This window comes from Lysinibacillus sp. NPDC096382, assembly GCF_044762845.1.
In the GTDB taxonomy this organism is placed as follows: domain Bacteria; phylum Bacillota; class Bacilli; order Bacillales_A; family Planococcaceae; genus Lysinibacillus.
Window position 1 is genome coordinate 336254 of the sequence record NZ_JBIWFC010000002.1, and the last position, 14457, is coordinate 350710.

At 39.5% G+C, this 14457-nt stretch carries 13 protein-coding genes and 1 pseudogene; 1 reads left to right on the forward strand and 13 read right to left on the reverse strand.

Annotated features, from left to right (window positions below; all coding sequences use genetic code 11):
• Positions 1–9: 9 nt before the first annotated feature.
• The 11 genes and pseudogenes from ACIQZA_RS05385 to ACIQZA_RS05435 form a co-directional block, all read right to left on the reverse strand.
• Complete coding sequence (locus ACIQZA_RS05385) at positions 10–1560, reverse strand: ABC transporter substrate-binding protein (protein ID WP_402880392.1); 1551 nt, start codon at positions 1558–1560, stop codon at positions 10–12.
• A complete protein-coding gene (locus ACIQZA_RS05390) occupies positions 1557–2879 on the reverse strand; it encodes an ATP-grasp domain-containing protein (protein ID WP_402880390.1) in 1323 nt (440 codons plus the stop codon). The genes ACIQZA_RS05385 and ACIQZA_RS05390 overlap by 4 nt, the downstream gene beginning before the upstream one ends.
• Before the next feature lie 25 nt (positions 2880–2904).
• A complete protein-coding gene (locus ACIQZA_RS05395) occupies positions 2905–4191 on the reverse strand; it encodes a GNAT family N-acetyltransferase (protein ID WP_402880388.1) in 1287 nt (428 codons plus the stop codon).
• A 13-nt stretch (positions 4192–4204) separates the two neighbouring features.
• Positions 4205–5041: a PhzF family phenazine biosynthesis protein gene (locus ACIQZA_RS05400; RefSeq protein WP_402880387.1), complete on the reverse strand. Its 837-nt coding sequence runs from the start codon at positions 5039–5041 to the stop codon at positions 4205–4207.
• Between the two features lie 14 nt (positions 5042–5055).
• Complete coding sequence (locus tag ACIQZA_RS05405; RefSeq protein ID WP_402880385.1) at positions 5056–6408, reverse strand: aspartate aminotransferase family protein; 1353 nt, start codon at positions 6406–6408, stop codon at positions 5056–5058.
• Positions 6384–7157 (reverse strand): creatininase family protein, encoded by a 774-nt coding sequence (locus tag ACIQZA_RS05410; RefSeq protein ID WP_400933283.1) that lies wholly within the window; start codon positions 7155–7157, stop codon positions 6384–6386. Before ACIQZA_RS05410 ends, ACIQZA_RS05405 begins: the two co-directional genes overlap by 25 nt.
• 28 nt (positions 7158–7185) lie before the next feature.
• A complete protein-coding gene (locus ACIQZA_RS05415) occupies positions 7186–7935 on the reverse strand; it encodes an SDR family NAD(P)-dependent oxidoreductase (protein ID WP_185903422.1) in 750 nt (249 codons plus the stop codon).
• Between the two features lie 2 nt (positions 7936–7937).
• Positions 7938–9272, reverse strand: coding sequence for a 3-phosphoshikimate 1-carboxyvinyltransferase (aroA, locus tag ACIQZA_RS05420; protein WP_402880727.1), 1335 nt, complete (start codon positions 9270–9272; stop codon positions 7938–7940).
• 67 nt (positions 9273–9339) lie between these two features.
• Positions 9340–10326, reverse strand: coding sequence for a Coenzyme F420 hydrogenase/dehydrogenase, beta subunit C-terminal domain (locus ACIQZA_RS05425; protein ID WP_402880725.1), 987 nt, complete (start codon positions 10324–10326; stop codon positions 9340–9342).
• Positions 10327–10365: 39 nt separating this feature from the next.
• Positions 10366–10545, reverse strand: a pseudogene (locus ACIQZA_RS05430) (4Fe-4S binding protein); the annotation flags it as partial.
• Complete coding sequence (locus ACIQZA_RS05435; RefSeq protein WP_402880383.1) at positions 10546–11202, reverse strand: DinB family protein; 657 nt, start codon at positions 11200–11202, stop codon at positions 10546–10548. It lies immediately after the preceding pseudogene.
• A gap of 1361 nt (positions 11203–12563) precedes the next feature.
• On the opposite strand from ACIQZA_RS05435, the gene ACIQZA_RS05440 reads away from it, so the two are divergent.
• Entirely contained in the window at positions 12564–13373 is an 810-nt protein-coding gene (locus tag ACIQZA_RS05440) for a S1C family serine protease (RefSeq protein WP_402880381.1), read from the forward strand.
• Positions 13374–13627: 254 nt separating this feature from the next.
• On the opposite strand, the gene ACIQZA_RS05445 is transcribed toward ACIQZA_RS05440, so the two are convergent.
• Together ACIQZA_RS05445 and ACIQZA_RS05450 are read right to left on the reverse strand one after the other, a co-directional pair.
• Entirely contained in the window at positions 13628–13828 is a 201-nt protein-coding gene (locus ACIQZA_RS05445) for a cold-shock protein (protein WP_004230088.1), read from the reverse strand.
• Positions 13829–14052: 224 nt separating this feature from the next.
• The gene (locus ACIQZA_RS05450) at positions 14053–14334 is read right to left on the reverse strand and encodes a DUF1033 family protein (protein WP_400933292.1); all 282 of its coding nucleotides are present in this window, start codon (positions 14332–14334) and stop codon (positions 14053–14055) included.
• Positions 14335–14457: the final 123 nt, after the last annotated feature.

Below are 14457 nucleotides of genomic sequence, written 5' to 3' on the forward strand. Positions count from 1 at the left end.
TCAAATTTACTATTTAGTAATTGTGACTTTGGCTTTCACGTGGCGTAGGACTGGCTCTCCGAAAATATCCACCACACGATTTCCAGTAAATTCAAAACGCTCCTTAGCAACTACGTGGTATTGTATCCCGTACCATAATGGTAGAATAGGCATTTGTTCTAATATGATATTCTCAGCTTCTTGATATTTTAATTTACGCTGATCGATATCTAACATAGCACGTGCTTCCATTAACGTATTATCGAAGATTGCGTTGTTAAAGCTTGAAAAATTGTCCATTCCAATAGAATTAGAATGGAAAAGTGGGAACAATACGTTATCGGGACTTGGGCAGTCAATCGCCCAAGTCATTCGGAACATTCCGTCAATTCCACTCTGTAACTTGTCTAAAAATTGACCCCAGGGTAACGGACGTAATTCGAGTTCAATATTGAGATTATTTACGAGCTGATGCTTTACCTCACGTACCCAAGTTTCGTGTCCTAAACCTTCATTGTAATAAAATGGAACTTTTAAAGGTAGAGATACTCCTGCCTGCTTAAGTAGTTCACGTGCTCGGTCTACATTAGTCTCTTGAGAAAGAATATCTGAAATGTTGGTGCGGAATTCGGATCCAACCATTGGTGGTAATACACCCGTTGCTAAGGGACGAGTACCTGCAAACACGTTATCAATTATATTTTGACGGTCAATCCCCAAAGCAATTGCTTGCCGAACCAAAACATTGTCAAAAGGAGGCAAATCATTCGGAAATCCAATATACTGCATCAATGCACAAGGTGTGCTACGGAAGCAGTCTCCAAAAGACATTGCTTCATCCAACGACTTCGGTGGTACTTTTGTGATATCTAACTTACCTTCTTTCCAATCAGAATAGGCATCATCAAGATCTTCATAAATACGGAACTCGATTTCATCTAAATATCCTCTTCCACCATCAATAAAAGCTTCATTAGCTGCATAGTAATCATCAAAACGTTTCAACCGAACATAGCTATTATGCACCCACGGTTCAGCCAACATATATGGTCCTGTAGAGACTACATTGTCACGAAATTTTTCTGGGTCCTGCTCAACCAATTCTCGAGGTACAGCAGCGGTACAATGATGTCCGAAGAGGGCTGGGACTTCAGCAAATGGTTCAGTCAAACGTACTAATAACTCATATGGTCCGATTGCTTCCAAGCCACTCATATGATCAGCTACACCAGAATGTATCTCTTCAAATCCCTTAATTATGCTTAAATGATAAGCAAGCTCGGAGTTTTGTGAAGGTTTTGCTAAACGATTCCAAGAATAGATGTAGTCATCGGCAACAACTTCGCGCCCATGATGAAAACGAACGCCTTTTCGTAAAAACAAACGGATAACGCATCCTTCTTCTTCTAATATCCATGATTGAGCTGCCGCCGGCTTAGCTTGTCCGGTATCCGGTGTAAAGTCTATTAACGGATCGCTTAAAAAACGCAATACCAAGGCACCATCATGCTCTGAACCAAAACATGGGTCAATTGAAGTGGGCTCACCCATAAATACACTTATTACATTATTTTCTTTCATACATTTACACCCTTTCTGTAATCAGAATCGCTACTTTCCTTACCTTTTGTCGAATAACTGAATAAGCTTAAGTCTGACAATTTTGTACCAAGATTGAGAATATCCTCTCTTTTATTTGATACCGCTATAACACGGGCCAAATTACTTCCTGTCCCAATGCGCCAATTTGGTTCCGATCCGACAGGGTACACGATTTCCGCTTCTATCACCCCAGGTAAATCCATAATTTCAGTTACGCTTGGTACTCTTTCTAATTTAATGTCCAAAACAGGCGGTTGTGGCGTGAAAAATCCGCAATAGTCCCTGAATGATGGTTCATTTGATGGCGGAATACCTACTGCAATTCGTGCTAACTCAGCTACTATGTTATAATTAGCAGCATAGGATAACATCTCTGTTATCCCCCCTCCCACACGTCCGTTTACTTCAATTATACGTGGTCCATCTGTTGTCAATTTAATCTCAGTGTGTACAGCTCCTACTTCAATACCAAGTAATTGAATAGCACGCTCCGCTTCCTCATAAATACTTTTTAGTCGAAATTCAGGCAGAAAAGATGGCATGACATCGCCCGTTTCACGAAACGGAAATACCAAAGGCAGTTTGTCTGTCACTGTTAAATGAAGAATATTTCCGTGTGACACTAGTGACTCAACACTTACATGATCTCCGTATCGCTCGTCTTCGTGCCAACGTGTACCAATCAATTTTTTCTCCAACAGAAAATTGGGGGAGCCATGCACACGTGCATCATTTTGATATAATGTTGTCGCTAATTCAAATACTTCCTCTAACTCTGTCATTGATTGAATATCGTAAGTTGACAAACTACCAATTCCAATAACTGGTTTCAGAACAGCAGGGAAGCCAACGTATTTCGCAGCAGCTTGCAGGTGATGAGAACCTTCTATCTTATAGATTTTTGGAGTGGCTACCCCTCCTTTAGATAAAGTTTCACGTTGCAACTCCTTATTTTGTAAAGCTTGTTGTGTCTGCTCCGAATTTGACGGTAATCCCAAACGATAAGCAACTTCGTTTACGTCATGTACAACTCTTTCACTAAAAGCAAGTAATCCTTGAGCTCCAAATAAACTTGCAATACGTTCTACCTCCTGCTTAAGCTTACATCGGTCTTCAACTACATATACCTTCACATGCTTTTCTAAAGCAGATAATCGTTGTTGAAACATCTTATCTTTCTCTGGTTTTGCGAGAACCACTCTCACTTCGAAATCTTTGGGAAGCATAGGTATGTACACTGATGGCGACGGCCCACCTGGAGCATCCACTATTAAAAGACGATATCGTTTTTCACTCATGAATAAACACCAACTTCCTAATAAATTAATAGTCTTTCAATGATTGAACAACCATTTTTCGGAAATAGTTTAATTGCTGTTCTTCACTGTACGACATAAGATTGACAATATGTTTTAGTAATGAATCATCATATTCGGTATCCAGTGTTATATACGCTCCTAAATCAAAAAGTTCACAACCCCGCCTTACCTTCCCTTCATAAGAGGAAAGTCCATAATGAATTCGCGTAATTCCCTGTTTTATCGCATAAATTAAAGGTTCGTAAAAACAAATATTAGGGTAGCAAAATACCTTATCTAACTTTTCATAGTCAAATCCGGCTACATGAGAATACAATACGTTATCATATTCGAAAAATAATACAAACCCAAGGGTCTCTCCTTTACAAACAGCAGTAAAAACTCTAATCCGATCAGCAAGATTTTCCCGCATCGCAATAAAACTGTTGCGTAATTGGTTAAGGTCTCCACCATGACCATACTTTGAGCGTATGGAGAGCTGTAATTCAATTAACTCGTCTGTAAGTCCTTCGGCACCGCATAAGACCTTAACGTCCAACCCAGCATTTATGAATTTTTTACGCTCTCTGCGGATTGTGTTACGGCGATGATCATTAAAAATCTTTAAATACTCCTCGAACGACTTCCAGCGTACAGGTAAAATCGTATCAGCCCCAACCCTTACTTTTTGATATTTATCTGGTAAATTTCGTGCCATATCTGTAGACAAATCCTCTGGTATATAAAATAATCCGTGAACTCGACTTCCTAATTGATATGCGCAACATTCAAAAAATTTCACCATTGCGCTAATGATTTTTTGACGTTCATTAGCAGAAATGCTTGGGCTAACCATAAGCGCACAATATGAATTAGGTGTAGCTGCTATCAAGGATGGATATAGGTTTTGACATTGTATTTCGTTTTGAGATTCTTTAAGTTCCTCTTGTTGTGCTAGAGTCAAAAAATCTGGATTGCCAAAGTTTCCACCTTCAATCAAACTACGGGGTATATTATAAAATAATAAGCCATTTGCATTTGTAACAAGTTGACAAGGTAAAATTCCTGCTAAGTTCCCCTTACAGTCCTCTATTACAAGATACAACATTTGTACTTCTGGTATCTGCTCAACGTAAGTCAACCATTCACTAGAACACCAAAAGCTTTGTTCCTGAGTAATCTTTTGCAGAGCATCCGAGGGAATCTCCTTAACACTTTTATAACAACGTCCAATATTGCCATTTAAATCGAATCTCTCTGAAAAAAGTTGTTCAACCTTCTGTGTAATATCTAAATTCATTTGTGTATTCATACCTTTCACCTTTCTAATACATTTGCTTTGGAAGAATTGAGCCCTCTGCTAGAACCTCCACTTTTGCTCCAAGGAAAGTACGACCGCTCGAATCTTGTTGTAAATAGATACAGCCCCTGCTAGAGGATTCTATATGTCCTTGATCCACACGAACGTTACTAGACAGGCCAAATGAACAATACTGATCATATCCAATTAAACCAAGAGCGGCGCCCCCTGTAGCTGCATCTTCATTACCAGCTAGCGAGGTAGTAAACACACGTAAGAGAATATAATCCGATCTGAGCTTGACAAAAAACGAAATCCCAGTTATACCAAGTTTTGTACATATATGCATAACCTTTGACGGTATTAAACGAATACTGTATAGGTCATCTTCTGTTGCTACCGGAATGTAAAGTCGTCGTCGGCCAACACCGCCTATACAAACTTTTCCAGCCAATATCTCTCCTGATATACCAAGTTGTGTCAGTCCGTGTATATCCGAATAAGGAATGACCAGGTCGGGGTTGGAATCAATCCACCAAAAACCATCACCTTCTGTAAATACAGAAACTATACCAACAGCAGTTTCATATTGAAAGCGCGCAAAACCAATACTTTGCCCATATTGTACTGCGGCACTTGCCAACAAAGTCTGGGTACAAAATTTTAGCTCTTCATACGGAGAGAACGTCCGGTGTTGCATCGTTTTATTATTCCAAATAAAAGCCGTGTCGGGTAATTGAAGTCGGGTAGCTATCCCCTGACTAGTCTCTATTCCTATATCGGATTCAAGCTTGACAACTCCTGTAAGGTTGCCCGAAATATCTTCATCATAAAATACACGTGCTAACCAGAATTTTTCCATAACTTTCTCTCCTCTTAATAATTCAAAGTGGACTCCTCGGTAATCATCTTGCCAATCGCTAAAGCAAACCGATTGCAAATCATATCCACATCTGATGATGTTAAAGTAAGTGGCGGTGTAATTTTGATTACGTTATTAAACGTTCCTCCCAGCAAACAAATAACATATTGTTCCTTTAAATACTCATTAAGCTGCCTTGCTAGTCTTTCAGAGTTAGCTGGCGTATTAGCTTCTATTCGAACTCCTAGCATGAGCCCTCGTCCTGTAACGACAAGGCGAACTCCGCTATTCTCTAAAAACTCTCCGTTAAGTGCCTCCAATCTGCTCCTAAATTGCTCTCCCCGTTCTAAAGCATTTTGAGGTAAGTTCTCTTGGATTAGGATCTCTAACACTTTCACACCAGCCGCACACGCAACCGGATGTGCAGAAAATGTACTGGTTTGCTTGTAAGCAGGTACTTGTTGCATAATTGATGATGGGGCAGCAACTAACGAAATTGGTAAACCACCTCCTAGTGCTTTTCCCATAATAATAATATCTGGTGTTATATTGTCATGCTGGAACCCAAATAAACGACCTGTTCTGCCCATGCCAGTATAGATCTCGTCTAAAATTAACAACATATCATTCTCATCCGTCAGCTGTCTTAGAGCTTTAAGAAAGTTTGGTGGCGCGGCAGTCATACCAGAAGATCCTTGCACCGGTTCAACTATAATCCCAGCAACCTGATCGATAGGAAAATCTGGATGTATAATAAAGCGCTTTATCCATTCAAGATATTCCTCTACGGAAGGGACCTTAAATCCGTGCACACGTAACGCATCATCATCCGGGAAGGGGAGACGAATAGTATCAGCAGCATGACTAGAGACACCTGCACGTAATTTCGGATTTGCCGTCACAGTAAGTGATCCTCCCGTTTTCCCATGAAAACCACCTTGAAAACTAAGTATAGCCGGTCGCTTCTTGGCCATCCGTGCTACTTTCAAGGCACCCTCTACGGCTTCAGATCCTGTAACAGTAAAGAGGAATTGTGGCTGTTCAAACGGGACTAAGTTACTAAGTTTCTCCAGAAGGTTAGCACGGGAGCGAGTAGGAAATTGCCAACCTGTGTGGGAAATAGATTGGAGTTGCTGAATTATAGCAGTGAGAACTTCAGGATGATTGTGGCCAACATTGTGTACGCCAGAACCTGCAGTCAAATCCAAATGTTCATCTCCGGTTTCGTTCCAGACGCGAAATCCTGAACTACTTTCCCAATCCAGTTTTGTTTCTTTACAAATAATATCCGCCATTGATGGGGATTCTAGCTTCGTCACAACATCTATAATCGTTTGTTTATTCATCGAGCGGCTGCTCCTTCCCAATTTAATTCTCGCACCAGTTCTGTTACACGCTTTATCAAGGCTTCTGATATTTTTGCACCTTTCTCGGCATTAGCAAGAGAAGGATTGCCAAACACGCCTGATGCCTCAGGGCTTGGGTTAATCAAACGTGGGTTATATGCCCTATGATCAAGATGGATATCGTTTGAAGCGAGACCTCCTGAAATTTGTGTACCTTCCTTAATTCGCTCCATTCTCACATGTTGAGGAAACCAATGGAGAAACAGTGATGTCAATCCTTCTCCAGCGTGCATTTCATATTTTGACTCACAAACCGAACGTAGAATATCAAGAACCAATTCCGCCCATTCAAAAACCACGACTTCCATACCGTAGTCTGTAACCAGTTGCTGTGCAGCCGTGAGTAGTAAAGGCTGATTTTCATCATGTCCATTAATAATTAGGAGACGCGGACAGATTTTTGCTGCATTAGCTCCGATTTCCACGATAAGCTTAGTGTATGTTTCAGCTGAAATGTTGAGTGTCCCTGCCCAGTTTTGGAACATAAAATTCACTCCAACTGGAGTAAAAGGGAGCTGTAAAACGCTAAAGCGGCGTACGACCTCCTGCGCAATTCGCTCCGCCACAAGATAGTCAGCACCAAGAGGAAGATGTGGCCCATGCTGCTCGACACTGCCAGTCGCAAGTACCAAGAAATCAAGTTGACTCGATTTTAAATCTACCCAAGGTATATCTGTCAAGACTCCGTTTCCGGCTAAAGTATAACTCATATCTCTTCTCTCCTTTTTAAATTACAGATTAAACTGGAGTACGTCCCCCGTCTAAAGTAATAACTTTCCCTGTTATATATGTGTTCCGCTCCGAAGCCAAAAATTGTATCATTTCTGATATTTCATCAGCCTTAGCAAGTCGTCCGAGAGGGACTGTACTCGCATAACGCTCCATTTCAGACTTTACATCGCCCCAGTTTGGGTTTTCGATTTTCCCCGGAGCCACCGAGTTGATCAATATGCCATCAGAAGCAAACTCGATTGCTAGTGATTTTGTCAATCCGATAATCGCAGACTTCGCTGTACAGTAATGTACCCCTGCAGTTTGCGAACCAACTAGGCCAGCCGTTGATGAAATCGTAACGATCCGCCCACTTTTAACGTCTTTCATCTGAGGTAAGAAAGATGCGATGCTGTAAAAGACAGCGTTTAAATTAATATCCATTACTAAACGCCACTCATCACCCTGTACTTCTAATGTGCTCGGTCGTTTACCGTTCCGTTTAGGAGAAAAGCCGTTAGCAGTCACCAAAGTTGCTGCAGGTCCAATTACTCGGTATAAACTATCGGCTTCCTGTTTCATTTGCTCTTCGTTAAGAGCATCTACCACCCTTGGGTGACACTCAATGCCGAGGGCTTGTAATGATGCAGTTGCAGACTTTAACGCTTGTTCGTCACGATCAAACAAGCTAACAGCATATCCATCTTCACCGAAACGTTTAGCTACACTTTGTCCGATAAAGCCAGCCCCCCCTATAATTACTGCGAGTTTTTTCATTCTTATACCCCCACTTCCTCTAGAGAATGAGGACCCCATAACTTCAATTCGCTATCTGCTACGGCATGCCCTATGCGATTAAATTCATCTAAAAAACCCGGAAACGAAACACGTACCACATCCCAGTTATGTATAATCGTTTCCTGAGCGCAACAACTCGCTATAATCATGGCTACCATAGCTATCCGATGGTCATTTGGTACTGTTACAGTTCCAGGACTACTAAACGGTCCCGGAGGAATTATCAGTCCTCCGTCAATAGACCGAGCATTAATTCCAAATTGTCGCAATAACTCAATGGTAGTAAACGCACGGTCAGTATCTTTATCAGCTAGTTCGTGAGCATCTAAAATTACTGTTTCACCTTCAGCGGTTGCTGCTACAGCTGCGATGATTGGTATTTCATCAATCATACTCTGGACAAATGCATCACCAGCAATCGTCACACCTTTAAGTTTACGGCCTGAGCGGATAACCACTTTCCCTATCGGCTCACCACATACCGTACCTTGCTCTAGAACATCTATATCAGCCCCCATACGTCGAATTACATCTAAGAATCCTGTACGTGTTGGATTTAAGTTCACATCTTTAACCGTTAATGATAGGCCTGGATTTCTTTGCATGGCGACCAATCCAACTAGAAACGCAGCAGAAGATACATCTCCAGGAACTGACAAATCAAGCGCCAGTATTTTGTTCGGAGGAGTAAGTTCAAGATAATCACCAGTATCAACTAAATTAAATCCAAAATAGTTAAACAGCCGTTCAGTATGATCCCGAGCTTTTGTCTTCCTATAAATACGAGTTGGGTTATCAGCCAGCAGAGCTGCAAAAAGTAGCGCCGAGACTGCTTGAGCACTTGAGACTCGAATTCGGTGATGCCTGCCCTTTAATAAAGTTCCAGTTACATCTACAGGAAGATAACCAGTTTCTCCTTCCCATTCAATCTTGGCTCCCATATCTCTTAAAGATTCAACAATCCAGCTCATTGGACGACGACGCAAAACTTGGTTGCCATCAACTCGGAAACACCCACGCTGACCACATAAGAGCGCAAGCATGATGCGAGATGAAGTAGCGGAATTTCCCAAGTTAACAGATTTGTTTCCTGTATGATATCCATACTTCCCTACACCAGATATGAGGACATCCTCTTCAACAGTTTTAATCTGTACGCCAATCTGCTTAAGTGATTTCAAATTGTTTATCGTATCCTCAGACCAGAGTAGTCCTGAGATGCGACTGGTTCCCTCCGCTAGACTTGTCAAAAAGGTAGCTCTTTGACTGATAGACTTGTCTCCAGGAGGCCTCCAAATTATATTTTCATGAGGCATAAGCCTCGGATATATTGTCACTTTATTCAAGAAAAAACCCCCATTTTAAAATAGCCGATTCATTAGGTCAGGAGATGCGGTTTGACATAGTAGCAATTATCTCATCATCCTCCCTTTCCGCGTCATCATCTGGAAACAAGACCGCAGAATCCGGAACACGTCCTGGATATTCCTTTGCAAAGCTAGAGCTACGGAATCTTTTACGTTGCAAACCTAAGCTCTCTTCTGGTTCAAATTTTTCAGGCACTGCTACTAAGGTACCAGAATTTACGCCGAGTTCGAGTAATCTCTGACCAATGTCTGTTCGGGTTACTACCATTGAGAAACGACTTGGGATATCACCGTGTTGACTTGAAGCATAAATGTTAGGATCCCCATCTGAAATAGAAATGTCTGCAATACCAGACCACCAATCACGACAAGATAGACACCTGAATGTTTTGAATTTTTTGAACTCCTTTACCAATTCAAAAAATGGAAGTCCTTTGGATTTATCGTCCTTTGTATAAACTGTAAAGGCTCCTGGATACTGGCCATCGCGATATCTCACATTTGCTACCTCTTCGAGCGGGATATTAAGTTTATTCTCTATAAGATGCTCTGTTCCCGACAACTTAGTACTAGATGCACACCCAATTTCAATTGTAAACACTATTTTCTTGGCTAGATCTGCAGTTTTTGGATGTCGTTGAATCTTTCGGATAGCCTGGATCTCACATGCCAACCCAACTATGCCAATTCGTTCGTACTTTGTTTCTTTTAACAAGTGCAAGTTTGGAGCCACACAATATGTTGATTGCGCGCAATTAATAATTGTCTGTTCATCATCAGTCAAGATTGCCTGAGGAATCCAAGGATGTTCTTTATCACGATCAATAACTAGAACTGCATCAACTAATCCTGATCGTAGTGCAGACACTAATAAACCAGTTGCAGCACCACCAGCAGAAGCTCGATCACGTATGCTTGAATCTACAGCGGAAACTAAATTAGATTTTTGCATAATACCAGTCCAACGCTCCTCAGGAATCCGTGTGCGGCCGAAGAGAAACATCTCGGATGCCGGTACGTCCGTCTCCTTCCCAGGACATATCTCACTGCATAGGTTACATGAAACACAAACATTCGATATCATTTCAGAATCCAAAGTCGCTTCAGGTAAAAAAGCGTCGTTTAAACTGATGATGTTAGCCGGACATACTGCCACACAAGCACCACAACTAGTACATAAATCTTGATCCAAAATTTCTTCTTGAAGTTGCAAGTACGACATCTATATTAAACCCCTTTCACTAATTTTTTCAGTCGTTATGTTGACTTCTAACGCCCGTTCTACATATTCGATTGTCCGTTTCATTTGATTGATATGATTCTCATCATGACCTGCCAGAACACCTATTAGAACACGCAGTTGTTCATTTCCTCGATAATCTAAATATCCGACACGATTCCACTCTTCTTCATGTAAGGTATCTAGTAAAGATAACAGGTTCATACGTTCTCTTTTAAAACGTGCGAAACAAGTCCACACATCATCAAGCCTAAACCAACGCTCCCAGTCATCTGAGTCGTATCCAACCAAATTGGGGCAATCCTCTGTTAAAATACAACGTACGCGTACTGAATTACAGACCTCGTTATCAGCTAAATGGCCTATAATTTGGTGTACAGACCACTTGTTTGGAGCAGGACACATATTAAGCCCTTCTTGAGGGCATCTTTTCAACAATTCTTCTAATTTTTCAATAGTAGAAAACAGTGATTGTTTAAGGTCAAAACCAGGCTTGGTAGCAATTTCGTATGCTCTTATTTGCCCTGATGTAGCTTCTTTAAATGCAACAACCTGTTCTGCCCAAATACGATCCTCTTCTGTCAATAATTTACCAGAAAAAATTTTTTCTAATATACTATTAAATCTGAATTTTCCCAAAACAAACCACCTCTTTTTTCTTTTTGAAAGTAAGAAACCTTACACACTAGTAAAATTAACAATACTTGAAATATACGAAGAGATATTACTAAAGAGAAAAATCAAAATATTAAAATTTCATACCCACTTTACAATATATTTCCAGAAAATTCAATACTGTAATTAGAAAAAATTACTAGTAATAGTATTAAATGTGACATAATGGTTAAAATTCCCATCATATTCAGTTCAAAAGTCCACATATCAAATGTGAGCTTTTCAGTGTATAAATAACAAACTAAATGTATTGGAACCTTCTACAATGCTTTACTCTAGATTGTCATCTGTTATAGCTTTTAATACTTGAATAGTGCCTTGTGCTAATGCTGACCACGCCGGTACATATATCAACACCCATTTTTTTGTAAACTGATAACTCTCTTACAAGCTTAGTATCGAGTTTACATAACATTATTATTTATTCATTTATTTTGTTAGAACTATTCATTTAGTTACTTTTTACTTCTCTTTCCTCATAACAAGAATGCGAATCTTTAAATTGTAAAATCATGTATAAAAGCTTTATTAAATAGAAAGAGGTATTTTATGTTCTCTATAACATCCAAATCCCACCTATTTGGACAGATGATCGACTTAACTGGTTAGAAAAAACGACAGATAAAACCTGCATCACAATTCATGGATTACAGTTCAATCTGGCATTGCTAAAGGTCGTTTTTTAGGTGAAAATATAAATACAATGTACGGCTTCGTTGGAAACCTTACTTCCTCTAAAAGTATTGCGAGAAAAACTTTACCATGCAAAACTACACGGCATTTTCGACAAAGCTTCAGCGATTATTTTAGGTAACATGAACAATATGATGGTTTGGGAACTGGAAGAAAGCCTTATAATGTATTGAACAGCTAGATGGATGTACTATGCCTATCATCACTGATGTTGATTGCTACCACACTTAACCCTACATGCCATGCCCATCGGCTTAAGTGTACGTTTCAAACAACTAGCAATGAGGAAAACTGATTTTCATAATGTTCGTATAACCTATATACTTCACGTATAATGAAGGCAAATAGCCAAAGGACTCTAGTATGAGCCTGAATGTACTCATATGAACTACAAGTTAACGAACCACTACTGAAGCAACTGCCTATCATGATGTTATTCAGCTAGCACACTCAGAGGATAATGACGATATCGCAATATTTTTTAAAAATATCAGCCTTATTCGTATAAATGACACAATGCTGACAACTGATAAGGAACCTTTCGTCATTACCTCAGCCCTAAAAATTTAAATAAGAATTACTTTACAGGTGTCCTGCGTGGGCGCTTTTCATTTTGGGTAAGGAGGGTTTTTATGAATGATATACATAGATCAACAACAGATGAAGAATTGACAGAAGAAGAATTAATAGAACTTGTCCTCGCTGAACAGCAAAAGGCGTTGGCACAAGAACAAGAAGAACTACTACAAGGTAAAAAGCCTAAAAAACGAAAACCAATTGTCAAATGGATTGTCTGGAGTATGGCATTTGTATTAATTTTGAATACCTTTGCTCTTATCTTTCAAATTTACTCCCCTCCAGCTCTTGAATTTTTGAAGGTGTCTGCACGGCTATCAGCGCAAGAAGATATAAAAACCTATAAAAAAGCTGTAGTAGAGATCTCTACAGGTTCTAGTAAAGGCACTGGTTTTTCAATTTCTTCAGATGGACTTATCGTAACCAATGCACACGTTGTAGAAGATGCTCAATCATTATTCGTCATTTTTCCTGAAGAAGGGTTAATGGCTGCCAAGGTACTACAAAGTTTCCCTGACGTAGATTTAGCATTATTGCAGGTAGCTGGTGATCACTTACCTTCCCTCTCGCTTGCAGAAAATCCTAACTATAGCAAACATGAGCATGTCTATTTCATTGGTAATCCATTAGCCTTTACGGGCATTGCAAATGAAGGAACTTTACTGGAGTCAACTTTCGTTGATGATTGGCAGGAGCCTATTATGATGATGAAAGCCCCTGTTTATCGAGGAAATAGTGGCAGTCCTGTTATAAATGCTACTGGTGAGGTGATTGGGATCGTCTTTGCAACGGCGAAAAAAGATCCATATGGTCGTGTTGGCTTGTTTATTCCTGTTGAAGTGCTACAACGCATACTAAGTAATTAATCCGAAAAGTTGCTTGTTCTCATACTAAAGAGACAAGCAATTTATTTTGTTTACATAATATAATTATTAAATCGTACAGAAATTGAGAAACTTAATTTTTGATCTGTATGAATCGTAGTATCTAGACTCTTTCAAATACCAAGTCACTAGTAATCATATTTTGTAACTCTCAAATGTTCGAAGCATATAAAAAAAAGGCATCCTATATCAATAGGATGCCTTTTTTTAACGGAAGTAATTTTAATTACTGAGAATTAAAGTTTAGTTACGTTAGCAGCTTGTGGTCCGCGGTTGCCATCTACAACTTCGAATTCCACTTTTTGACCTTCGTCAAGAGTTTTGAAACCTTCGCCTTGGATAGCTGAGAAGTGTACGAATACGTCGTTTTCACCTTCAACTTCGATGAATCCAAAACCTTTTTCTGAGTTAAACCATTTTACTGTACCTTGTTTCATTTAAGAAAACCTCCAAAAAATAAAAGTGAACAATATGTAATTTCTTCAACGATTGTAAAAAATTCACATATTACAAAGAGTACCGAACTAACGCGATCACTTTTTGTAATATGTGAATTCATGTTTCCGGTGAAGCAATTAAATTGTTAACCTAAGTATAACCGCCATTCATAATTTTGTCAAATAAAGAAAAATGTTTTTTTATTAATTTCTAAATTTTATTTCTATTTTCCAGATTTTAAAGCGATAATGCCGTGATATATTTGTACATCATCATCACAGGCTTCGCAAAAAACACTTTCATCTTCTGACCAGAATGCCCAATATCCCTCTTCTTTCGTAGCCTCATTGTCATATGTTAAACGGAAGTGCTGCAGTTTCGTTTGCAATGCTGACTCAAATTGCTCCTCCGATTCAAATGTATCATTTGATTGAATAAAAGCCTCCCAGCCTTCAAACTTCCACCAAGGCTCATAATCAGCTTTCATGTAAATGATTGTATACATATTTGCCACATTCCCTGCTGTAATAAGATATTTTCATTTTAGCAAACACATTTGAAATGTCTATTAAAACACTCTGTCATATGCTATTATTACCTTATTATTCATAATTTTTGGAGGTATTTT